Origin of the sequence: Streptomyces sp. ISL-66 (genome assembly GCF_018614135.1) — a bacterium.
GTDB lineage: Bacteria > Actinomycetota > Actinomycetes > Streptomycetales > Streptomycetaceae > Streptomyces.
Map to the genome: position 1 here is coordinate 41,465 of NZ_JAGGOW010000011.1, position 20,427 is coordinate 61,891.

A 20,427-nucleotide genomic window follows, 5' to 3' on the forward strand; every position below is an offset into this window, starting at 1 on the left:
GTGGCGGGCGCCGGAACGCAGTTACCACTGCACCAGTACGGGGGACCCGCGATGGAGAGCAGCGAAAGGCACGATGTGACGGACCTCCCAGACGACATCTCACGCGTCGGCGTAGTGGGCTGTGGGCAGATGGGCGCGGGTATCGCGGAGGTGTTCGCCCGGAGCGGTCTCGAGGTGATGGTCGCCGAGACCACCGGCGAGGCCCTGGAGCTCGGACGGACCCGGCTGCACACCTCGCTGACGCGAGCCGCCGAACGCGGCAAGATCAGCGCGGAGGAGCGGGACGCGACCCTGGCCCGACTGTCGTTCACCACCGACCTCGGCGAGTTCGCCGACCGCGACCTCGTCATCGAGGCGGTCGTCGAGAACGAGCAGGTCAAGACGGAGATCTTCCAGGTCCTCGACCAGGTGATCACCCGCCCGGACGCGATCCTCGCCTCCAACACCTCCTCGATCCCGCTGGTCAAGCTGGCCGTCGCGACCTCGCGTCCCGACCAGGTCATCGGCATCCACTTCTTCAACCCGGCCCCGGTGCAGCAGCTCGTCGAGCTGATCCCGGCGCTGACCACGAGCGACGAGACGATCAAGCGCGCCGAGGCCCTGGTCGGGGGCGTGCTGGGCAAGCACGCCATCCGCGCCCAGGACCGTTCCGGTTTCGTCGTCAACGCGCTCCTGATCCCGTACCTGTTGTCCGCGATCCGGATGTTCGAGTCCGGGATCGCGAGCCGCGAGGACATCGACAACGGCATGGAACTGGGCTGCGCCCACCCGATGGGCCCGCTGAAGCTCGCGGACCTCATCGGCCTGGACACGGTGGCCTCGGTGGCCGACTCGATGTACGCGGAGTTCAAGGAGCCCCTGTACGCGGCTCCCCCGCTGCTCCAGCGGATGGTCGACGCCGGCCGCCTCGGCCGCAAGACCGGCTCGGGCTTCTACCCGTACGGCTGATGCGAGCGGCTGCCCCGTACGGATGAGCCCTACGCCTGACCCGTACGCCTCATCCGTACGGCCGCCCCGCGCGGATCGTGCGGCTACCCGAGCCGCAGGTGGTGCAGCAACAGCAGCCCGGCCGCCATGTTGGCGGCCGGGATCTCGCCGCGCGCGATCATGTCCGGCACCAGCTTGAGCGGCACCCACTCGCGGCGCGAGGACTCGAAGTCGTCCTCGGGGTGGCCGGTGTACGTGGCTCCGTCCGCCCAGTAGAGGTGGTGGCGGGCATCGGTCAGCCCGTTGGACGGCTCCACGGTCATCAGGTGGCGCAGCGGGCCCGGCCGCCAGCCCGACTCCTCCTCCATCTCCCGGGCCGCGGCGCTCTCCAGGGACTCGCCGTCCTCGACGACGCCGGCGGGCAGTTCCCAGCCCCAGCTGTCGGTGATGAAGCGGTGGCGCCACAGCAGCAGCACCTCGTTGGCCTCGTTGACGGCCGTGGCGACGGCCACCGGACGCAGCCGGATCACGAAGTGGTCCAGGTGCCGGCCGTCGGGGAGTTCCACGTCGGCGAGATTCACGTCGAACCAGCGGTTCGTGTACACAGTCTGCTCACTCAGGTTCATCCACTGCACGGTTCTGCCACCTTCCGATCGAGTAGGTGGCAACATGGCAGCAGTTCACCCGCTCACAGGGGAACGCGCAGCGCCCCGTCGATGAGCTCCGCGGTCTCCCCCGCCCCCGGACAACCGCTGGTCAGCAGCTGTTCGCGGACCGCCCGCAGCCGGTCGCGCAAGCGCAGCGACTCCATCCCCTTGGCCCGCTCGGCCATTTCGGCCGCCGCCGCCACCGCCTGGTCGGCCTCGCCCTGGCGCAGCTGGATCTCGCACAGCATCGCCAGGCGGTGCACCCGGCCCCGGTCGTGCGCGGGGGTGCCGACGGCCGCCGCCGCCTGCTCGTGCGCCGCCCGCAGATCGCCCAGACCGAGCAGCGCCTCGGCCACCTGTACGTTGACCAGGCCGGGCTGGACGTACCCCGTCTCATCGGGCTCCGCGCCGGGCCGGATCCGCTCGGCGGCCGCCTCGGCGTTGCGGATGCAGGCCAACGCGGCGGCACCATCGCCGAGTTGGGCGTAGGCCTTGGCCTGCATGGCGTACAGATCGGCGGCCAGCGCCGGGGTGGTGTACCGGCCCGCCGAGCGCAGGGCGGCCTCGGCGAAGGCCACGGCCTGGCGGAACTCCCGTAGGTGCAGGGACTGGTTGACGATCAGCGCGATGACGTAGGCGCCCAACCCCCGGTCCCCACTGGCCTTGGCCAGGCGCAGGGCCTGGTGGAAGTAGCGCTGGGCCAGCCCGTGGGCGTCCGAGTCGTACGCGCAGATCCCCGCCACCGCCACCAGGGAACCGGTCGCCCGGTGCAGGCTGCGCCCCAGGCCGTCGCAGTAACTCCCGCGCAGCATCGGGGCGGTCTCGGTCCCGAGGAAGCGGACGATGCGGTCACGGGTGGCCACACCGCCCGCCCGCCGGTACATCAGCTCGTAGTGCGCGCGGGCGGCCCGCAGGATCTCGACGTGCTCGGGGCCGACCCGGGTGGGCCCCTCGCGGGACACGTCGGCGTCCTCCGGCGGGTTCTCCCACTCCCACACCGGGATCACGGCGGGGGTGCCCGTGACGGCCCCGGTGGTGAGGCACTTCAGCCGTCCCTGCTCGTCGGAGCGCCACAGGGCGGCGGCCCGGTCCACGAAACCGCTGAGCGGGGAGGCGTGCGGGCCCTCGGACCCTCCCGGCGGGCCGAGGCCTACGTCGTCGAGGGAGAGCGGTCTGCGCAGCCGGCCCCCGATCACCTCGCAGATCAGGTCCGGAACCTGGCCGCGGGGCCGCTGCCCCTTCAACCACCGGGCAACGGCGGTGTGTTCGTAGCGAAGGGCCAGGCCGCGGTCGCGGCCCGCCTGGTTCACGTGCGCGGCGAGCCCGGCGTGGGACATGCCCGCCTCCGCGAGGAGGGCGTCGAGCAGTGCATTGGGCTGCATGGGCCCCTCCATCGGCTCGTCGGAATCAGGCTAGTGGGTGCGCGGTTCACACGGGGTGTGAACGCAGTACGCGCATAAATGCGATACGCACCCTGTCGGGGGACACCCCGCGAGCGCTTCACTGAAGGGCCTCGCCAAGAGGTGACTCGGGTCGTCGGCTCCCCCCTCGTACAGTGCGACGACCCGTCAACCGCGCCGCCCGTCCTGTTGTCTGCCCGACACTCCACGGCAGGCGGGCGGCGCGCTTCGGCTCTGCCGGGGCCCGGTTGGTCGCCGGTCCCCGGCCGGGCCGGACCGAACGCGCGCCGGGTCCACCCACCGGGCCCGGTGCGCGTGGTCTCGAACCCGCGGCGCGGACGCCCGCGACCCAGCCGCGCGGACGTCCGCGCCCCGAGCGAAGGCCGGGTACGGGTGAGGGGGTGCATCCCGGATCGGGATGCACCCCCTCACTGCCGTGGACCGCGCCGGCGGCTACGCTCCGCGCAGCACCGCGCCCGTCCGCTCGCCCGCCAGGGCGACCGCCGCGTCACGCGCGGCCGTCGACTCCTCGGCCGTCAGCGTCCGGTCCGCGGCCCGGAAGCGCAGCGCGTAGGCCAGGGACTTCTTGCCCGCGCCCACCTGCTCGCCCTCGAAGACGTCGAACAGCCGCAGGGACTCCAGCAGTTCACCGGCGCCCTTGCGCAGCGCCGCCTCGACCGCGGCGGCCGGAACCGACGCGTCCACGATCAGCGCGACGTCCTGGGTCGCCACCGGGAAGGAGGAGATCCGGGGCGCCTGGAGGGCCTCGCCGCCGGCCGCCGCGAGGCGGTCCAGGTCGAGTTCCATCGCGCTGGTGCGGGCCGGCAGGCCCATCGCCTTGACCACGCGCGGGTGCAGCTCACCGGCGTGGCCGATGACCGTCTCCACCCCGTCGAGGGTGACGAGCAGTTCGGCGCACCGGCCGGGGTGCCAGGGGCCGTACTGGCCCTGGCGCACCACGAGCTCCGCACCGGCCTCGACGGCCAGCGAGCGCGCGGCCTGGACGGCGTCCGCCCAGTCGGCCGGACGGCCCTTGCCCCACCAGCCGGCCTGCTCGCGGGCTCCGGCCAGCACGACCGCGGCGTAACGCGGCTGCGCGGGCAGGGCCGCGTTCAGGGTGGCGATCTCCTCGTCCGTGGGACGCCGGTCGACGGGCAGCCGTACGGCGACACCCGGCTGCGCGGCGGCCCGGAAGACCGAGCCGGTCTCGAAGAGCGCGAGGTCGTGGCTGCCCCGGCTGTCGTTGCGCCGCAGCGCGCCGAGCAGGCCCGGCAGCAGCGTGGTGCGCAGCGCCGGCTCCTCGTCGGAGATCGGGTTGACCAGCTTGACGACCTGGCGGGAGGCGTCGTGCGCGGGCAGCTGGAGCTGGTCGAAGACGCCCTCGCCCAGGAACGGGTAGCTCAGCGCCTCCACGTAGCCCGCGCCGGCCAGCGCGCGGCCGACCCGGCGGTGCAGCTGCTGCCGGGCCGTCAGACCGCGGCCGGAGGGCACCTGCGGGAGGGTCGAGGGAAGGTTCCCGTAGCCCTCCAGCCGGATGACTTCCTCGGCGAGGTCGTTGGGCTCGGCGAGGTCGGGCCGCCACGAGGGAACGGTGACGACGAGCTCGTCCTGGCCGTAGACGTCGCAGCCCACCTCCTGGAGGCGGCGTACGACGGTCTCGCGGCCGTAGTCCATGCCCGCGACCTTGTCGGGGTGGTCCGCGCTCATCGCGATGGTGCGCGGGGCGCCCGGTGCGGTGAGCGCGGTGACGCCGGCCTCGGCGGTGCCGCCCGCGAGCAGCACCAGCAGGTCGACGGTGCGCTGCGCGGCCGCGGCCGCGGCCTGCGGGTCGACGCCCCGCTCGAAGCGCTTGGACGCCTCGGAGGAGAGCTTGAGGCGGCGGGCGGTGCGCGAGATCGACACGGAGTCGAAGTGCGCGGCCTCGACGACCACGTCGGTGGTGCCGGTGACCGCGCCGGTCACGGGGTCGGTGACGGAGTCGGCGATCTCGGTGTTGGCGCCGCCCATGACACCGGCGAGCCCGATCGGGCCGCTGTTGTCGGTGATCACCAGGTCCTCGGAGTCGAGCGTGCGCTTGACCCCGTCGAGGGTGGTGAACTTCTCGCCCTGCTCGGCGCGCCGGACGCCGATGGCGCCGTCGATCCGCGAGCGGTCGTAGGCGTGCAGCGGCTGACCGAGCTCCAGCATCACGTAGTTCGTGATGTCCACGGCGAGCGAGATCGGGCGCATGCCCGCCTTCTGCAGGCGGCGGGTGAGCCAGATCGGGGAGCGCGCCTCGGGGTCGAGGCCGGTCACCGTGCGCGCGGTGAAGTGGTCGCAGCCCCGCGGGTCGTCGATCTTGACGGCGTAGCCGTACGAGTTCGGCGCGGGCACGTCGAGGAGCGCCGGGTCGCGCAGCGGCAGGCCGTACGCGGTGGCGGCCTCGCGGGCCACACCGCGCATGGACATGCAGTAGCCGCGGTCCGGGGTGATGTCGATGTCGAGGACCTCGTCGACGAGCTCCAGGAGCTTGATCGCGTCGGTGCCGACCTCGTGTTCGTGCGGCAGCACGATGATGCCGTGCGTGCCGTCGTCCCCCATGCCCAGCTCGTCGCCGGAGCAGATCATGCCGTGCGAGGTCCGGCCGTACGTCTTGCGCGAGGCGATCGCGAAGTCGCCGGGCAGCACCGCGCCGGGCAGGACCACGACGACCTTGTCGCCGACGGAGAAGTTCCGGGCGCCGCAGACGATCTCCTGCGGTTCGCCGGTGCCGTTGGCCGAGCCGACGTCCACCGTGCAGAAGCGGATCGGCTTGCGGAAGCCTTCGAGCTCCTCGATGGATCGCACCTGGCCGACGACGAGCGGGCCCTTGAGGCCACCGCCGAGCTGCTCGACCGTCTCGACCTCGAGGCCGGCGTCGACGAGCTTGGCCGCGACGTCGCGACCGGTTTCACCGGCGGGGAGGTCGACGTACTCCCGCAGCCAAGAAAGCGGGACCCGCATCAGATCTCCATCCCGAACGGCCGGGTGAAACGGATGTCACCCTCGACCATGTCTCGCATGTCTTCTACGTTGTGGCGGAACATCAGCATCCGCTCGATGCCGAAGCCGAAGGCGAACCCGCTGTACTTCTCCGGGTCCACGCCGCAGGCGGTGAGCACCTTCGGGTTGACCATGCCGCAGCCGCCGAGCTCGATCCAGCCCTCGCTGGAGCAGGTGCGGCACGGGCGGTCGGGGTTGCCCACCGATTCGCCGCGGCACACGTAGCACTGCATGTCCATCTCGGCGGACGGCTCGGTGAAGGGGAAGAAGTGCGGGCGCAGGCGCGTGGTGGTGCCCTCGCCGAACAGCTCCTGCACCATGTGGTCCATGGTGCCCTTCAGGTCCGCCATGGTCAGGCCCTCGTCCACGGCGAGCAGCTCGACCTGGTGGAAGACCGGGGTGTGCGTCGCGTCGAGCTCGTCGGTGCGGTACACCCGCCCCGGGCACACGATGTAGACGGGGGGCTTGCGCTCCAGCAGCGAGCGCGCCTGCACCGGGGAGGTGTGGGTGCGCAGCACGACGCCGGACTCGTCGCCCTCGGTGCCTGCCGGCCCCCGGACGAAGAAGGTGTCCTGCATCTGGCGCGCCGGGTGGTCGGGCGTGAAGTTGAGGGCGTCGAAGTTGAACCACTCCGCCTCGACCTCGGGGCCCTCCGCGACCTCGTACCCCATGGCCACGAAGATGTCCGCGATGCGGTCCATCAGCGTGGTCAGGGGGTGCCGGGCGCCCGCGGGAACCCGGTCGTAGGGCAGCGTGACGTCCACCGCCTCCTCGACCAGCACCCGCTCGTCGCGCTCGACTTCGAGCGCGACCGTGCGGGCCCCGAAGGCCTTGTTCACGGCGCCCCGGGCCTGGCCCACGCGCTTGCCCGCCTCGGCCTTGGCCTGAGGTGGCAGCGCGCCGATCTCGCGGTTGGCGAGCGCCAGGGGCGAGCGGTCGCCCATGTGCGCGGTCTTCGCCTCACGCAGCGCGTCGAGGTCGCCCGCGGAGGCGAAGGCGGCGAGCGCCTCGTCCCGCATGCGCTCGATCTCATCCGGTTTCAGTGCCTCGACCTCAACAGGGTCGTACGACTTGTTCGGTGCCGACATCTCTTCCCGTACTTCCGATGGCTGGCTGGTGGGTCCCCCGCGCGACGCGCAGGACGCGCTCGGCACTAGGACACAAAGGTGCCAAAGGTCGAGTCTAAAGGTCGCTGGGGGTGAAGGGGCCCGTGGGCCGCCTGGCGAGACGCTCCGCAGGACTACTGCGTGAGGTACGCCGGGGCGGCGACGGGCAGGATAAATCGGAACTCGGCCCCGCCGCCGGGGCCGCGGCCGACCCTGATGGTGCCGCCGTGGGCTTCCACGATCCCCTTGACGATGTACAGGCCCAGGCCGGTGCCGCCGCGCTTGCTGCCCCGCCAGAAGCGGGTGAAGACGCGGCCCATCGACTCCTCGGGGATCCCGGGGCCCTCATCGGTCACGGTGACGGCGGTTCCCTTCTCGGTCTTCCCCGCGGCGTTCGCGAAGGTGGTCGGCGCTACGTCGATGGTGACCGTTCCCTCGCCGTGCCGCACCGCATTTTCGAGGAGGTTGCCGAGGATCTGGTCAATTTTGTCCGGGTCCGCCCAGAGATCGGGCAGCGGCCGGCTCACGCTGACGAGGAACCGCTCCGGGGCCTGCCCGTTCGCGGTGAGCGCCTGGACGTGCCGGCCGACGGCGGTGGCGATGTCGACCGGCTGGCGGCGCACCTCGAGACGGCCGGAGTCGATGCGGGAGATGTCGAGGAGCTCCGCGATGAGCCGGGTGACGCGGTTGGCGTCGGCGTCGACGGTCTCCAGCATCAGCCGCTTCTGGTCGTCGGTGAACCGCTCCCACTTGGCGAGCAGGGTCGCCGTGAACCCCTTGACGGAGGTCAGCGGGGAGCGCAGCTCGTGCGCGACGGTGGCGATCAGCTCGGCGTGGCTGCGCTCGGTGCGCCGCCGGGCCTCGGTGCCCCGCAGGGTGACCACGAGACGGCGCACCGGGCCGGTGGGATGGGTGCGGACGTAGCGGGCGGAGACGAGCACCTCGCGGCCACCGGGGAGCAGCAGGTTCCGCTCGGGCTGGCCGCGCCGGGTGGCGAGGCCGCCGTACGGATCGGTCATGGCCCACCAGCGGCGGCCTTCGAGGTCCTCCAGCGGGAGCGCCCGCTCGATGTCCACGCCGATGGCCTCGCCGGCCGCGAGCGCGGTGATGCGCGCGGCGGCGGAGTTGAAGCAGACGACCCGGCCGGTGGCATCGGCGATCACGAGCCCGTCGGGCAGGTCGTCGGGGTCGATCCCGAGACCGGCGAACTCGCCGCCCGCGTCCGGTCCGGGGCCGGAACCCGTGCCGGTCTCCTGGCCGGCGCCCGTGCCGGTACCGGGTCCGGGACCCGGGAGGCCTACGGGGCTCGCGTGCGCGGGCCGGGCGGACTGGGCGGGTGGCGCGGGCTGGGCGGGCACCCGGGCGGCCTCGGCCCGCTGGGGCACGGCCGCCAGGACCGGTGCACCGGGTGCCTTGGCGGCACCTGGCGAGCTGTTCGTACCGACGGTCATGTCCCCGTACCCCACATCTCCGAGTAGCGCAGTGGGCCCCCGGGCGGCCACATTACTAGCTGGGGGTCACGGAGCGGCACCCTCCGGGCGCCCGCTGTGCACGCGCGGAGGCGTACAGGCACACGGCGGCGGCCGTCGCGAGGTTCAGACTCTCGGCCTTGCCGTGGATCGGGACCCGTACCACCGCGTCGGCGAGCGCCCGGGTCTCCTCGGGCAGGCCCCAGGCCTCGTTGCCGAAGATCCAGGCCGAGGGCGTGCCCATGGTGCCCGCGTCCAGCTCGGCGTCGAGGTCGTCGGCGCCGGCCCCGTCGGCGGCCAGGATCCGGACGCCGGCCGCGCGCAGCCCCTCGACGGCCTGCTCGACGGGGACGCCCACGGCCACCGGGAGGTGGAAGAGGGAGCCCACGGAGGCCCGTACCGACTTGGGGTTGTACAGGTCCACGGAGGCGTCGGTCAGCACCACGGCGTCGGCTCCGGCGGCGTCCGCGCAGCGCAGCACCGTACCGGCGTTGCCGGGGTCGCGGACGTGGGCGAGGACGGCGACCAGCTTCGGCCGGGCCCGCAGGATCTCCTCGAAGGGCGAGTCGAGGAAGTGGCAGACGCCGACCAGGCCCTGCGGGGTGACGGTCTGCGAGACCTCGGCGAGCACCTCGTCGGAGGCGTAGTGGACGCGGGCTCCGGCGGCGAACGCGGCGTCGACGATGTCGCCGTAGCGCTCGGCGGCCTCGACGGTGGCAAACAGCTCGATCAGGGTGGGCTCGCCGTCGGCGCCCCGGTGCTCGGCGGCCTCGCGCACGGCCTGCGGGCCCTCGGCGATGAAGCGGCGCTCCTTGGTGCGGAAGTTCCGGCGCGCCAGTCGCCTGGCGGCGGCCACCCGCGTGGATCGGGGGGAGATCAGCTCGGCGGGGGTGCCCATGGAGGTCGGCTCGCTTCCGTGCGTACTGCGGGTCGAAACGGGTGGAACGGGTGGAACGGGTGGAACGGGTGGAACGGTGTATCCCCGTGGAACAGGTGGATCAACGCACCGGACCCGCAGGCGCGAGGCCTGCGGGTCCGGGCAATTACTGCAGCCTTGAAGGGCGTGCTGCTGCTTAGGCAGCGACCTTCGGGGCGTTGACGTCGGCCGGGAGGGCCTTCTGCGCGACCTCGACCAGCGCGGCGAACGCGTTGGCGTCGTTGACGGCCAGCTCGGCGAGGATCTTGCGGTCCACCTCGATGTTGGCGGCCTTCAGACCCTGGATGAGGCGGTTGTACGTCATGCCGTTCTGGCGGGCAGCAGCGTTGATGCGCTGGATCCACAGCTGACGGAAGTCGCCCTTGCGCTTCTTGCGGTCGTTGAAGTTGTAGACCAGCGAGTGGGTGACCTGCTCCTTGGCCTTGCGGTACAGGCGCGAACGCTGACCGCGGTAGCCCTTGGCCGCCTCGAGGATTGCCCGGCGCTTCTTGTGGGCGTTTACTGCCCGCTTGACGCGTGCCACTTTTTACTCCTTGTAGCGGGGCCGTGGTTGTCTTCACACGGCCCGAATTCGATGGGGTCCCGGTCTTGACGTCCCGCTCCCGGAAGGGGAGCGGAGGACGTCACTTGCCGAGAAGCTTCTTGATCTTCTTGGCGTCGCCGGGGGCCATCTCCGCGGTGCCGGTGAGGCGGCGGGTGACACGGGACGACTTGTGCTCGAGCAGGTGGCGCTTGCCAGCGCGCTCGCGGAGCACCTTGCCGGAGCCGGTGATCTTGAAGCGCTTCTTGGTCCCGCTGTGCGTCTTGTTCTTCGGCATAGCGCCGTTATCTCCTCGTCGGTGGCGCCCCCACCGGCCCTGTTGGGGGCCGGCTCACCGGAGCGTCATGTTGTGTCGGTGATCCGAGACGGGCTGCCTCGGGATCAGGCCTCGCTAGGAGCCTCGGGGGAGGCGTCTGCCTCTTCGGGGGCAGTCTCGGCTGCTTCGGTCGCCTCGTCAGAAGCGTCCTCCGCGTCCTCGGCGGCCACGATGTCGGTGTCCTCGACCTCGAACTCGACGTCCTCGGAGAGGGCCTCGTCGTCGGTGAGGGCGACACCCTGGCGCTCGGCCTTGCGGGCGGCCTGCGCCTCGCGGGCTTCGGCCATCGCCTCGGTCTTCTTCTTGTGCGGACCGAGAACCATGATCATGTTTCGGCCGTCCTGCTTCGGGTTCGACTCGATGAACCCGAGGTCCTCGACGTCCGAAGCGAGGCGCTGCAGCAGTCGGTAGCCGAGTTCCGGCCTGGACTGCTCGCGACCACGGAACATGATCGTGATCTTGACCTTGTCGCCCTGCTTGAGGAACCGGACGACGTGACCCTTCTTGGTGTCATAGTCGTGCGGGTCGATCTTCGGCCGGAGCTTCATTTCCTTGATGACCGTGTGCGCCTGGTTCTTGCGCGCCTCACGGGCCTTCATGGCCGACTCGTACTTGAACTTGCCGTAGTCCATGAGCTTGCAAACCGGCGGGCGTGCGGACGCCGCGACCTCGACCAGGTCGAGGTCGTACTCCTGCGCGAGCTCGAGCGCCTTCGCAAGCGGCACGATGCCGACCTGCTCGCCACTCGGGCCGACGAGTCGTACCTCGGGAACGCGAATCCGGTCGTTGATGCGGGGCTCGGTGCTGATGGATCCTCCTCGGTAGCACCACACGGCTGCCTGGAGGACAGCCGCTGACGTAATTCCGTCAGACCGACCGCGGCGGGGAATGAAAAAAGCCCCGCCGGGCACAGGCGGGGGCTCCAATACAACCGGAGCACCGTCGCGTGCGAACCGCGGGGCGCAAAATCGGGCAGCTTTCCATCGTCCGTACGGAACGATGGATACCACCTGACCGGTGACCCGCCTCCCGTGAGGGTGGTCGGGTGGGAGAATCGGAGCCTCCACTTGTTGGCCGGGCATGTGAGTGTCCGGCCGGTCGATGTACATACTAGCACCCTCGTTGCAAGCCCACCGCTCCGCATATCGTGGTGCACATGACTGACGCGACGCCCTCCGGTTCCACGCCCGACTCCCCCGACTACGACGACCTGACCCGCGACATCGCGGACGTGCCGGCCGTCGAGGTCATCACCACGGTGGCCGTCCACCTGCTCAGCGCAGCGGCGGTCAACCTGGGTCTGGACAAGCCCGACTCCGAGCACAAGGACCTCGACGAGGCCCGCAAGCTGATCCACGCCCTCGCCGGGCTGGTCACCGCGAGCGCCACCGAGATCAGCTCCTTCCACGCCGCCCCCCTGCGCGACGGCCTGAAGTCCCTCCAGCTCGCCTTCCGCGAGGCCTCGCTGGTGCAGGACGAGCCGGGGCAGGGCCCGGGCGAGAAGTTCACGGGTCCCGTGTACGCGTAAGGACATAGGACGCGTAGGACACGTCACGAAGCCACGGAAGAAGAGGGGGACCCGAGCCACCGCTCGGGTCCCCTTCGCATGCGCACGTGCGGGCGGCCGCCCTTCGTCAGCGCGTGAACAGCGCCTCGCCGGGCGGGACCGGAGCCCCCTGCGGGAGCAGGGCCAGGTCCAGACCTCCTACGAGGCGTGCGCGCAAGGTCTCGTCGGCCGCCAGGGCCTCGGCCACGCGCCGGGCCGCGACCGGGGCCCCGGAACCGGGGGCCAGCACGACGGCCAGGGTGCCGTCGGCGTCCTCGCCGCCCGGGCCCAGGTGGGCCGCGAGCACGGCGGGCTCAGCGGCCACGACAGCCCGTACCGCCTCGCGCACGGCGGGATCGGCGAGGGGACCGGCGTCCGTGCGGCCCTCGGCCAGTGCCAGCAGCGCGGGGCCGCTGAGCTGGTAGGTGACCGGCCCGGACAGGTCGATGACGACGGTGTCGGCCTTCTCGTGCGCGGCGGCGGCCAGGGCCTGGTGCAGCGGGACCGCCACCGGGCGGGCCGCCGGGTCCCACAGGGCCAGCGAGGCGGTGGACGTGAAGGCGGGCAGCGCCCGCCGGTCCCCCGCCCGCAGCGTGGGGACGGCCATGTCGCTGGTCTTCTCGCGCGTGAGCCCGGTCTCGGGGTCGGTCTCGACCTCGCCGAGGACCGCGACGACGGGCACCAGCAGCCGGGCGCTCCGCAGCGCGGCCAGCACCTCCGGCTCTGTGCTCCGGTCCGCGGACCAGGCCGCGAGGGCCGCGCTCAGCCGCGGGTCGGCGGAGCCGTCGTCGTCGGAGAAGCCGGGGTCGGGGATGTTCTTGTTCGAAACCGTCTTGTTCGCCACAGTTACCCGACCCTATCCCCCCGCGCCGGCTTCGGCCGCCGGGCCAGTACGCCGGCCAGTGCGAGCAGCACCAGTCCGGCGGCGGCCCCCGCCGGGGCACCCAGGCGGGCCCGGCGCTCGGGGTTCCCCGGCCGCTCGGGGCCGGGGCCGAAGTAGGGGCCCGCGGCCGGGGCGGGCGAGGGCCGGGGCGGCTCGCCGGTCATCGCCTCGGCGGCCTGGAGGGCGGCGACCGGGTCCACCAGGCCGAAGCCGCGGGAGTCGTCGCGGCCGCCGGCCGGGGAGTCGGCAGCGGTGTCCTCAAGCAGCTTCTTGATCTGCGCCGGCGACAGGTCGGGGTGGGCGGCCTTGACCAGGGCGACGGCGCCGGAGACGAAGGCGGACGCGGCGCTGGTGCCCCAGCCCTCGTAGTAGGAGAGGTCGGGGTCGGCGATGACCACGTCGACGCCGGGCGCGCTGACGGTGGCGTACCAGTTGCGGGTGGAGAAGGCGGCCTTCTCGCCCTTGCGGTCGACGGCCGTGACGGCGATGACGCCGGGGTAGGCGGCCGGGTAGGAAGCGTGGTCCCCCTGTTCGCCGCCGTTGCCGGCGGAGGCGACGACGACCACGCCCTTGGCCAGGGCGTACTGCACGGCCTCGTCCTCTCCGGCCTCGTGGTGGGCGGAGCTGCTGTCGTCGCCCAGGGACAGGTTGATCACGTCGGCCCCGTGGTCGGCGGCCCAGCGGATGCCCTCGGCGAGGGCGCCGCCCTTGCTGTCACCGGCCTTGCTCCGGCCCGGGTCGCCCTCCTCCAGGATCACGCGGACCGGGAGGATCTTCGCCTGGGGTGCGATGCCGAGGACTCCCTGCCGGCGGCTGGGTCCGTGGCCGTGGCCGGCGATGATCCCGGCCATGGCGGTGCCGTGGCGGGCCCAGGCGCGGTCGCCGCGGCCGGCGCCCATGCCGACGAGGTCGGTGCCCCCGAGGACCTGGCCGGCCAGGTCGGGGTGGGCTGCGTCGACGCCGGTGTCCAGAACGGCGACGGTGACGCCGTCGCCCCGGGTGGTGCCCCAGGCCTCTTCGGCGCGCAGGGCGATGAGGCCCCACTGGCGGTCGCGGACGGCATCGGCGGCTGCGGTGGGCGCGGCGACGGCGGCCAGGAGGGCGCCCAGGGCGATCCCCGCGGCGGCGGCGCGGCGGCTCGGCAGAAGGCTCACGGGCGACTCATCGGACGGCTGATCGGACGGCTGATCGGACGGCTCGTTGGACGGCTCGTTGGACGGCTCGCCGGGTGGCTGATCGGACCGCTCGTCAGGCGGCTCATCGGGCGGGCGCCGCAGACGGCGGGGCCGCGAGGGCCCGTACGGCGCGTTCCACGCGGTCGGCGACGGCCTTGGCCTCGTGGCCGAGGCCCGCCTGGGCCGCGGGTCCGGTGGCGTCCTTGGTCATCGTCTCCTCGGCGGGGCGGGGGCCGTCCAGGACTCGGCCGTCGGCGAAGGCGGAGACCGTGTAGACGACGACGGGTGCCTCCGGGAGCACGGAGGCGGTCCAGGCCGCGCGACGGTCGTCGGGGAATCCGTAGCCGGGCGGGGCGGTCAGCCGGCCCCGCAGCGCGTTCACGGCGGTGGCGTCGGCGGGGGCGAAGACCATGCCGACGGTGACGAGCGAGCTGCGGGTGGCATCGGTGTAGGTGGCGCGGAGCACGCGGGTGCAGCCTGCTTCGGCGAGCAGCGCCCGCCAGTCGGCGGCGAGCGCGGCGGAGCAGTCGGCGTCGGGGGCCAGCGCGACGCGGGTCCACGTGCGGTCGGCGCCGCCGGGGCCGGAGCCGGTCCCGTCGAGGACGGGCGGGAAGAGGGTGTCGACGGGGGTGGCCCGCCAGAGGGAGGCCGCCTTGCGGTAGGCGGCGTCGGCGGTCCGGGCCTGGCGCTCGGCGCGGCGTTCGGTGACGGCCGAGTAGCCCGCGGCGGCGGTGAGGCCGAAGCCGATGAGCCCGCACAGTACGGCGGCGAAGACCCTGCCGGGCCGGCGTCGGGGCGGAGCGGGGGGCCGGTCGGGCGCGGTGAGGACCTCGCCGTGCGGTGTGGACGTGCTCATCCGGCGGCTCAGCCCCCCGTTCCGTCCGGCTGCCTGCCCTTACTTTACGTGCTCGTCCCAGCCGGCCGGCTGCCGGGCGTCCTGGCCCGGCAGCTCGGCGAGCGTCCTACTGGGCGATCTGCACGCCCGTCAGAGCGGGTACGAACTGGTCGAGCTCGGCGCGCCAGTAGCGGTTGATGTTGAGGCGGGTGGGCTTCTCCTCGCCCGGGAACTGGAAGCGCAGGGAGCTCCACAGCATGTTGCGCTTGACGTCGGTGACCAGCTGGCGGGCCTCGTCGAGCGGGATGACGTGGACGAGCTCCTTGGGACGGTTGCTCATCCGGGAGGCGCGGTGGACGGCGACGACCTGCTCGGTCAGGGTGACGAAGTAGTACTTCACGAAGAGCTGGCCGATCAGGCCGAGCTCGTTCATCAGCCAGGGGCTCGGGCCGGTGATGGTGTGGAAGGTGACCACCGGGCGGTCGTTCGGCTCGATCTCGCGGATCGCCTGTGCGACCTGTTCCTGCATGGTGGACTTGCGGATGGCCATCTGGCTCTTCCCTCTACGTGGTGACTCCCCGCCGGATGCCGGCCTGGGGACGCGCGAGAGTAGGCACATTCGAACGGCCGTCTCAACGGCCAAAAGGGGCATCCGGCGGTCGGGGCCGAATATTGATCAGATCGTCATCCCGGGCCTCTGACCTGGCGGGGAGTACCCGAGGGTCCGCGAACCCCTACCCACGGGTACACCCATCTGGCAGGCTGCCGCCCATGAACTCCCCCGCCGCCGATCGGGCCCGATACGACCGGGCCACCGCGCATCTCGACGCCCCGCTCGCCCTCGTCGATCTCGACGCGTTCGACGCCAACGCCGACGACCTCGTGCGGCGCGCCGGCGGGAAGCCGGTCCGGGTGGCCAGCAAGTCCGTACGGTGCCGCGTGCTGCTCGAACGGGTCCTCGCCCGGCCCGGGTTCGCCGGGATCATGTCCTACACCCTGGGCGAGTCGATCTGGCTGGCCCGCTCCGGTTTCCAGGACGTGCTGCTCGCCTACCCGTCCGCGGACCGGGCCGGCTTCGCCGAGCTCGCCGGCGACCCGAAGCTGGCCGGTGCGGTGACCGTGATGGTCGACGACGTCGCGCAGCTGGAGCTGATCGACCGGGCCCGTGACGGCGGCGCCCAGGAGATCCGGGTCTGCCTGGAACTGGACACCGCCCTGCACCTCTTCGGCGGGAAGGTGCGCGTCGGTGCCCGCCGCTCCCCGCTGCGCGAGCCGGCCCAGCTCGCCGAGCTGGCCCGCGCGGTGAGCGCCCGGCCGGGCTTCCGCGTCGTCGGGCTGATGGGCTACGAGGGCCACGTGGCCGGGGTCGGCGACTCGCTGGCAGGGCGTCCGCTGAGGTCGCGGATGATCCGGCTGATGCAGGGCGCCGCCCGCAAGGAGCTGGCCGCCCGCCGGGCCGAAGCCGTACGGGCCGTGCGCGCGGTGGTCCCGGACCTGGAGTTCGTCAACGGCGGCGGCACCGGCAGCGTCCAGCAGACGGCCGCCGAGGACGCGGTCACGGAGATCGCCGCCGGTTCGGGGCTGTACGTGCCGCGGCTCTTCGACAACTACACCTCGTTCAGCGGCCGTCCGGCGGCCCTGTTCGCCCAGCCCGTGGTGCGCCGGCCCGGCGTCGGGGTGGTCACGGTGCTCGGCGGCGGATATCCGGCCTCCGGCGCGCCCGGCGCGGACCGGCTGCCGGTCCCGTACCTGCCCCAGGGCCTGCGCTACGACCCCCAGGAGGGGGCCGGCGAGGTGCAGACCCCGCTGCTCGGCAGCCCGGCCGACGATCTGCTGATCGGCGACCGGGTCTGGTTCCGGCACGCGAAGGCCGGCGAACTGTGCGAGCGCTTCGAGGAGTTGCACCTCGTCCAGGGTGACCGGCTGACGGCCACCGCCCCGACCTACCGGGGCGAGGGCCGCACCTTCCTCTGAGGGGCGCCGGGGTTACCCGAACACGGAGTCCGTCTGGTCGGGGATGACGCTGGAGTCGCCCCGCAGGACGGGCCCCGGGGTGCCGTCGCGGCCGGTGAAGCCGGTGGTCGCGCACGGATACGGCGCCGCCTTCTGCTTCTTCGGCTGGATGAACATCGGGTTCACGATCCACTTGCCGTCGCTGTTGTCGTAGGCGCGGCACATCAGCTCGTTCTTGTTGCGGTTGACGACGAGCCGCAGGGCGGTCGCGTCCCGCAGGAACGTGACGTCGGTGTCGGAGTCGCCCGCGGCGAACACCTGGCGGCGGGCGGCCGGCTGGACCTTCTCGGCCGCGGCGCCACGGACCCCGAAGACCTCCTTGTTGATCCAGCAGCGCTTGCCGTCGACGTACGTGATCATCGTGTCGGCGCCGTCCTTGACGGTTCCGCAGCCCTGCAGGTGGGAGGTGAGCTTTCCGCCCGCCGTGGTGGTGTTGCGGATGCCGATGACGTGCGACGCGTCGATGCCCACGTCCCGGGCCCACACTTCGACGACCGGCTGCGGCGAGGCCGAGCTGATCCAGACGTCGAAACCGGCCTTCCGCAGGGCCTTGACGAGGTCCTTCTGCTGGTCGTAGTAGCGCACCCAGCCGGTGACGGTGGTGCTGCCGACCCGCTGCTGGGCGTCGACGGGCGCGGCCAGGTTCTCGGCCTTCGCGGCGGCCGCGAAGCCGCGGATCTCGCGCGCGGTCCAGCCCTGCATGAGCTGCGGCAGCCAGGCGTAGGCGGGCTCGGTCGTACGGTGGTCCCAGCCGGCGAAGGCCGGGGCGGCCGCGCGGGTCGCGGCGGTCGCGTAGACGGCGTTCAGCTCGTCCGCGCAGCCGGTGCCCCGCGGGGTACCGGTGGGCAGCGGGGCGCCGGGCTCGGCGAGGGGCCCGCAGGCCTCGGCCAGGGCCTTGGCGGCGGCCGGGGTGAGGTGGCGGCTGGTGGTGGTCCAGTCGCCCTCGACGGGCTGGCGGATCTTCCCGTTGCGCAGCAGCCAGAACATCTGCGCGTCGCCCACGTCGTTCTTGACGACGGTGTTGTCCCAGTCGAAGACGGCCACGGGCTTGGCGCGGCCGGGCCGGTAGGGGTCACACGAGCCGTACGTGTCGATGAGCTGCTGGAGGCGGGCCCGGTTCTCGCCGTACCAGCCGGCCGCGAGCTTCGGGGTGGTGCAGTGGGCGCCGGGGCGGGCGGCCTGGGCGGCGGGCGCGGCGGCCACGAGGGTGCCGGCGGCTATCGCGACGGCGGCGCCGGCGGCCTGGAGCCGCCGTACGGAAGGGGATCGGGTCACTGGGGTGAACTCTCCTGCTTCTTCTGAGTCCTTCTGCTTCTTCTGCTTCTTCTGCGAGATCATCCGGGGCGGTGGAGCACGACAGCCGGGCGTCGTACGACGCCCGGCTGTCGGGGAGGTTGGGTACGGGGCCTACAGCGGGGTGACGTACGCCCCGGAGATGCCGCCGTCGACCAGGAAGTCGGTGGCGTTGATGAAGGAGGAGTCGTCGCTCGCGAGGAAGGCGACGGCGGCGGCGATCTCGGTGGGCTCGGCGAACCGGCCCAGCGGGATGTGCACGAGCCGGCGGGCGGCGCGCTCCGGGTCCTTGGCGAACAGCTCCTGCAGGAGCGGGGTGTTGACCGGTCCCGGGCACAGCGCGTTGACGCGGATGCCCTCGCGGGCGAACTGCACGCCGAGCTCCCGGGACATGGCGAGCACGCCGCCCTTGGAGGCGGTGTAGGAGATCTGCGAGGTGGCGGCGCCCATCCGGGCCACGAAGGAGGCGGTGTTGATGATGGAGCCGCGGCCCTGGCGCTGCATGTAGGGCAGGGCGGCCTTGCAGCACAGGTAGACGGAGGTGAGGTTGACCTCCTGGACCCGCTTCCAGGCCTCCAGGCCGGTGGTGAGGATCGAGTCGTCGTCCGGGGGCGAGATGCCGGCGTTGTTGAAGGCGATGTCCACGGACCCGTAGGTGTCGAAGGCCGTCTTGAAGAGGGCCTCGACCTCCTCCGGGCTGGTGACGTCGACCTTCACGAAGGTGCCGCCGACTTCCTCGGCCGCGGCCTTGCCCGCGGTCTCGTCGATGTCGCCGCAGACGATGTTGGCGCCTTCGGAGGCCAGCCTGCGGGCGGTGGCCAGGCCGATGCCGCTGCCGGCTCCGGTGATGACGGCGGTGCGGCCGACCAGGCGGCGGCAGACGATCGCTTCGGTGGACTCAGTGGACATGTTTTCAGGCCTCCGTGCTGATGAAGACGTTCTTGGTCTCGGTGAAAGCCGCGAGGGCGTCGGGTCCGAGCTCACGGCCGAGCCCGGACTGCTTGTAGCCGCCGAAGGGGGTCCAGTAGCGGACGCTGCTGTGGGAGTTGACGGACAGGTTCCCCGCGGCGACGGCGCGCGAGACGCGCAGCGCGCGGCCGATGTCGCGGGTCCAGAGGGAACCGGCGAGGCCGTACTCGGTGGCGTTGGCCAGCCGCACGGCGTCCTCCTCGTCCTCGAAGGGCAGGACGACGGCCACCGGCCCGAAGACCTCCTCGGCGGCCACGGGGGCGCCCGGGTCCACGCCGGTGACGAGGGTCGGCGGGTACCAGAAGCCGGGGCCCTCGGGGGCGGTGCCACGGATCACCGTGAGGTCGTCGGTGACGTAGGACCGTACGCGGTCCAGCTGCACCCGCGAGATCAGCGGACCCATCTGGGTCTTCTCGTCGGACGGGTCCCCGACGACCACGTTCTCGATCCCGGGGGCCAGCAGCTCCAGGAAGCGGTCGTACGCGGAGCGCTGTACGAGGATCCGGGTGCGGGCGCAGCAGTCCTGCCCGGTGTTGTCCAGGAAGGACATCGGGGCGGCGGCTGCCGCGGCCTCGAGGTCGGCGTCCGCGAAGACGATGTTGGGGCTCTTGCCGCCGAGTTCGAGGGTGACCCGCTTCACCCGGTCGGCGCACTTGGCCATGATCTGCTTGCCGACCTTGGTGGAGCCGGTGAAGACGATCTTCGCCACGCCGGGGTGCTCGACGAGGGCGTCCCCCGCGACGGTGCCCCGGCCCGGCAGCACCTGGAAGAGGTGCTCGGGCAGCCCCGCCTCCAGGGCGAGTTCGGCGAGCCGCAGCGCGGTGAGCGGGGTGGTCTCGGCGGGCTTGAGGATGACCGCGTTGCCGGCCGCGAGGGCCGGGGCCAGGCCCCAGGCGGCGATCGGCATGGGGAAGTTCCACGGGGCGATCACGCCGACGACGCCGAGGGGTTCGAGGAAGGTGACGTCGATGCCGCCGGCGACGGGGATCTGGCGGCCGGAGAGGCGCTCGACTCCCCCGGCGGCGAAGTCCAGCACGTCGCGGACGTTGCCGGCTTCCCAGCGGGCGTTGCCGATGGTGTGGCCGGCGCCCCGGACCTCCAGGCGGGCCAGCTCCTCGATGTGCCCGTCGACGACGGCGGCGAAGCGGCGCAGCAGTCTGGCCCGGTCGGCGGGGGCCGCGGCCGCCCAGATCCGCTGGGCCGCGGCGGCCCGCACGACGGCGGCGTCGACGTCGTCCCGTGTGGCGGCCGGGACGACGGCGACGATTTCCTCGGTGGCCGGATTCAAGACTTCCAGCGCGTCGGACACGTGGTGGCCTTTCAGACGTTCGGGTGCGGTGGGTGGGGCG

General features: G+C 72.5%; 19 protein-coding genes. 3 read left to right on the forward strand and 16 right to left on the reverse strand.

Features of this window, described 5'->3' with window-relative positions:
* Positions 1 to 51 precede the first annotated feature (51 nt).
* A complete protein-coding gene (locus J7E97_RS02845; RefSeq protein WP_215021848.1) occupies positions 52 to 948 on the forward strand; it encodes a 3-hydroxybutyryl-CoA dehydrogenase in 897 nt (298 codons plus the stop codon).
* A gap of 83 nt (positions 949 to 1,031) precedes the next feature.
* Here J7E97_RS02845 and J7E97_RS02850 read toward each other — a convergent pair whose 3' ends face one another.
* The 9 genes from J7E97_RS02850 to infC form a co-directional block, all read right to left on the reverse strand.
* Complete coding sequence (locus tag J7E97_RS02850; RefSeq protein ID WP_251053679.1) at positions 1,032 to 1,553, reverse strand: NUDIX hydrolase; 522 nt, start codon at positions 1,551 to 1,553, stop codon at positions 1,032 to 1,034.
* A 62-nt stretch (positions 1,554 to 1,615) separates the two neighbouring features.
* A complete protein-coding gene (locus tag J7E97_RS02855) occupies positions 1,616 to 2,956 on the reverse strand; it encodes a transcriptional regulator (protein WP_215021852.1) in 1,341 nt (446 codons plus the stop codon).
* Positions 2,957 to 3,427: 471 nt separating this feature from the next.
* Positions 3,428 to 5,956 (reverse strand): phenylalanine--tRNA ligase subunit beta, encoded by a 2,529-nt coding sequence (gene pheT, locus J7E97_RS02860; protein ID WP_215021854.1) that lies wholly within the window; start codon positions 5,954 to 5,956, stop codon positions 3,428 to 3,430.
* Entirely contained in the window at positions 5,956 to 7,083 is a 1,128-nt protein-coding gene (gene pheS / locus J7E97_RS02865) for a phenylalanine--tRNA ligase subunit alpha (RefSeq protein WP_215021856.1), read from the reverse strand. The genes pheT and pheS overlap by 1 nt, the downstream gene beginning before the upstream one ends.
* A 152-nt stretch (positions 7,084 to 7,235) precedes the next feature.
* A complete protein-coding gene (locus J7E97_RS02870; RefSeq protein WP_215021858.1) occupies positions 7,236 to 8,552 on the reverse strand; it encodes a sensor histidine kinase KdpD in 1,317 nt (438 codons plus the stop codon).
* A 55-nt stretch (positions 8,553 to 8,607) separates the two neighbouring features.
* Positions 8,608 to 9,468, reverse strand: coding sequence for an RNA methyltransferase (locus J7E97_RS02875; protein ID WP_215021860.1), 861 nt, complete (start codon positions 9,466 to 9,468; stop codon positions 8,608 to 8,610).
* A gap of 175 nt (positions 9,469 to 9,643) precedes the next feature.
* The gene (rplT, locus tag J7E97_RS02880; RefSeq protein ID WP_215021862.1) at positions 9,644 to 10,030 is read right to left on the reverse strand and encodes a 50S ribosomal protein L20; all 387 of its coding nucleotides are present in this window, start codon (positions 10,028 to 10,030) and stop codon (positions 9,644 to 9,646) included.
* A gap of 100 nt (positions 10,031 to 10,130) precedes the next feature.
* Positions 10,131 to 10,325 carry a 50S ribosomal protein L35 gene (gene rpmI / locus J7E97_RS02885; RefSeq protein WP_215021864.1) on the reverse strand — a complete coding sequence of 65 codons (195 nt, stop codon included), beginning with the start codon at positions 10,323 to 10,325 and terminating at the stop codon, positions 10,131 to 10,133.
* 104 nt (positions 10,326 to 10,429) lie between these two features.
* Positions 10,430 to 11,197 (reverse strand): translation initiation factor IF-3, encoded by a 768-nt coding sequence (gene infC, locus J7E97_RS02890; protein ID WP_215021866.1) that lies wholly within the window; start codon positions 11,195 to 11,197, stop codon positions 10,430 to 10,432.
* Positions 11,198 to 11,520: 323 nt separating this feature from the next.
* Here infC and J7E97_RS02895 point away from each other — a divergent pair, with 323 nt between their 5' ends.
* Positions 11,521 to 11,892 (forward strand): DUF1844 domain-containing protein, encoded by a 372-nt coding sequence (locus J7E97_RS02895; RefSeq protein ID WP_215021868.1) that lies wholly within the window; start codon positions 11,521 to 11,523, stop codon positions 11,890 to 11,892.
* 106 nt (positions 11,893 to 11,998) lie between these two features.
* On the opposite strand, the gene J7E97_RS02900 is transcribed toward J7E97_RS02895, so the two are convergent.
* From J7E97_RS02900 to J7E97_RS02915, 4 genes are all read right to left on the reverse strand, one after another.
* Complete coding sequence (locus J7E97_RS02900) at positions 11,999 to 12,754, reverse strand: SseB family protein (RefSeq protein ID WP_215021870.1); 756 nt, start codon at positions 12,752 to 12,754, stop codon at positions 11,999 to 12,001.
* 2 nt (positions 12,755 to 12,756) lie between these two features.
* Complete coding sequence (mycP, locus tag J7E97_RS02905) at positions 12,757 to 13,947, reverse strand: type VII secretion-associated serine protease mycosin (RefSeq protein WP_215021871.1); 1,191 nt, start codon at positions 13,945 to 13,947, stop codon at positions 12,757 to 12,759.
* 103 nt (positions 13,948 to 14,050) lie between these two features.
* Positions 14,051 to 14,824: a hypothetical protein gene (locus J7E97_RS02910; RefSeq protein ID WP_215021873.1), complete on the reverse strand. Its 774-nt coding sequence runs from the start codon at positions 14,822 to 14,824 to the stop codon at positions 14,051 to 14,053.
* Positions 14,825 to 14,930: 106 nt separating this feature from the next.
* Complete coding sequence (locus tag J7E97_RS02915; protein ID WP_215021875.1) at positions 14,931 to 15,353, reverse strand: hypothetical protein; 423 nt, start codon at positions 15,351 to 15,353, stop codon at positions 14,931 to 14,933.
* Positions 15,354 to 15,574: 221 nt separating this feature from the next.
* Between J7E97_RS02915 and J7E97_RS02920 the strand changes: the two genes are divergently transcribed.
* Positions 15,575 to 16,777 (forward strand): amino acid deaminase/aldolase, encoded by a 1,203-nt coding sequence (locus J7E97_RS02920; RefSeq protein WP_215021877.1) that lies wholly within the window; start codon positions 15,575 to 15,577, stop codon positions 16,775 to 16,777.
* Between the two features lie 12 nt (positions 16,778 to 16,789).
* On the opposite strand, the gene J7E97_RS02925 is transcribed toward J7E97_RS02920, so the two are convergent.
* From J7E97_RS02925 to J7E97_RS02935, 3 genes are all read right to left on the reverse strand, one after another.
* Entirely contained in the window at positions 16,790 to 18,154 is a 1,365-nt protein-coding gene (locus J7E97_RS02925; RefSeq protein ID WP_215021879.1) for a haloacid dehalogenase-like hydrolase, read from the reverse strand.
* A gap of 69 nt (positions 18,155 to 18,223) precedes the next feature.
* Positions 18,224 to 19,018: a 3-oxoacyl-ACP reductase gene (locus J7E97_RS02930; protein ID WP_215021881.1), complete on the reverse strand. Its 795-nt coding sequence runs from the start codon at positions 19,016 to 19,018 to the stop codon at positions 18,224 to 18,226.
* Positions 19,019 to 19,022: 4 nt separating this feature from the next.
* Positions 19,023 to 20,387, reverse strand: a complete 1,365-nt coding sequence (locus J7E97_RS02935) for an aldehyde dehydrogenase (protein ID WP_215021883.1) — start codon at positions 20,385 to 20,387, stop codon at positions 19,023 to 19,025.
* Positions 20,388 to 20,427: the final 40 nt, after the last annotated feature.

Bases quoted from the DNA above. Each gene is read 5' to 3' on its own strand.
- J7E97_RS02915 (WP_215021875.1), bottom strand. From the start codon at position 15,353: ATGGCCATCCGCAAGTCCACCATGCAGGAACAGGTCGCACAGGCGATC.
- J7E97_RS02920 (WP_215021877.1), top strand. From the start codon at position 15,575: ATGAACTCCCCCGCCGCCGATCGGGCCCGATACGACCGGGCCACCGCG.
- J7E97_RS02845 (WP_215021848.1), top strand. From the start codon at position 52: ATGGAGAGCAGCGAAAGGCACGATGTGACGGACCTCCCAGACGACATC.
- J7E97_RS02850 (WP_251053679.1), bottom strand. From the start codon at position 1,553: ATGAACCTGAGTGAGCAGACTGTGTACACGAACCGCTGGTTCGACGTG.
- J7E97_RS02925 (WP_215021879.1), bottom strand. From the start codon at position 18,154: ATGATCTCGCAGAAGAAGCAGAAGAAGCAGAAGGACTCAGAAGAAGCA.
- J7E97_RS02870 (WP_215021858.1), bottom strand. From the start codon at position 8,552: ATGACCGTCGGTACGAACAGCTCGCCAGGTGCCGCCAAGGCACCCGGT.
- J7E97_RS02930 (WP_215021881.1), bottom strand. From the start codon at position 19,018: ATGTCCACTGAGTCCACCGAAGCGATCGTCTGCCGCCGCCTGGTCGGC.
- J7E97_RS02875 (WP_215021860.1), bottom strand. From the start codon at position 9,468: ATGGGCACCCCCGCCGAGCTGATCTCCCCCCGATCCACGCGGGTGGCC.
- pheT (WP_215021854.1), bottom strand. From the start codon at position 5,956: ATGCGGGTCCCGCTTTCTTGGCTGCGGGAGTACGTCGACCTCCCCGCC.
- J7E97_RS02855 (WP_215021852.1), bottom strand. From the start codon at position 2,956: ATGCAGCCCAATGCACTGCTCGACGCCCTCCTCGCGGAGGCGGGCATG.
- J7E97_RS02910 (WP_215021873.1), bottom strand. From the start codon at position 14,824: ATGAGCACGTCCACACCGCACGGCGAGGTCCTCACCGCGCCCGACCGG.
- J7E97_RS02895 (WP_215021868.1), top strand. From the start codon at position 11,521: ATGACTGACGCGACGCCCTCCGGTTCCACGCCCGACTCCCCCGACTAC.
- rpmI (WP_215021864.1), bottom strand. From the start codon at position 10,325: ATGCCGAAGAACAAGACGCACAGCGGGACCAAGAAGCGCTTCAAGATC.
- pheS (WP_215021856.1), bottom strand. From the start codon at position 7,083: ATGTCGGCACCGAACAAGTCGTACGACCCTGTTGAGGTCGAGGCACTG.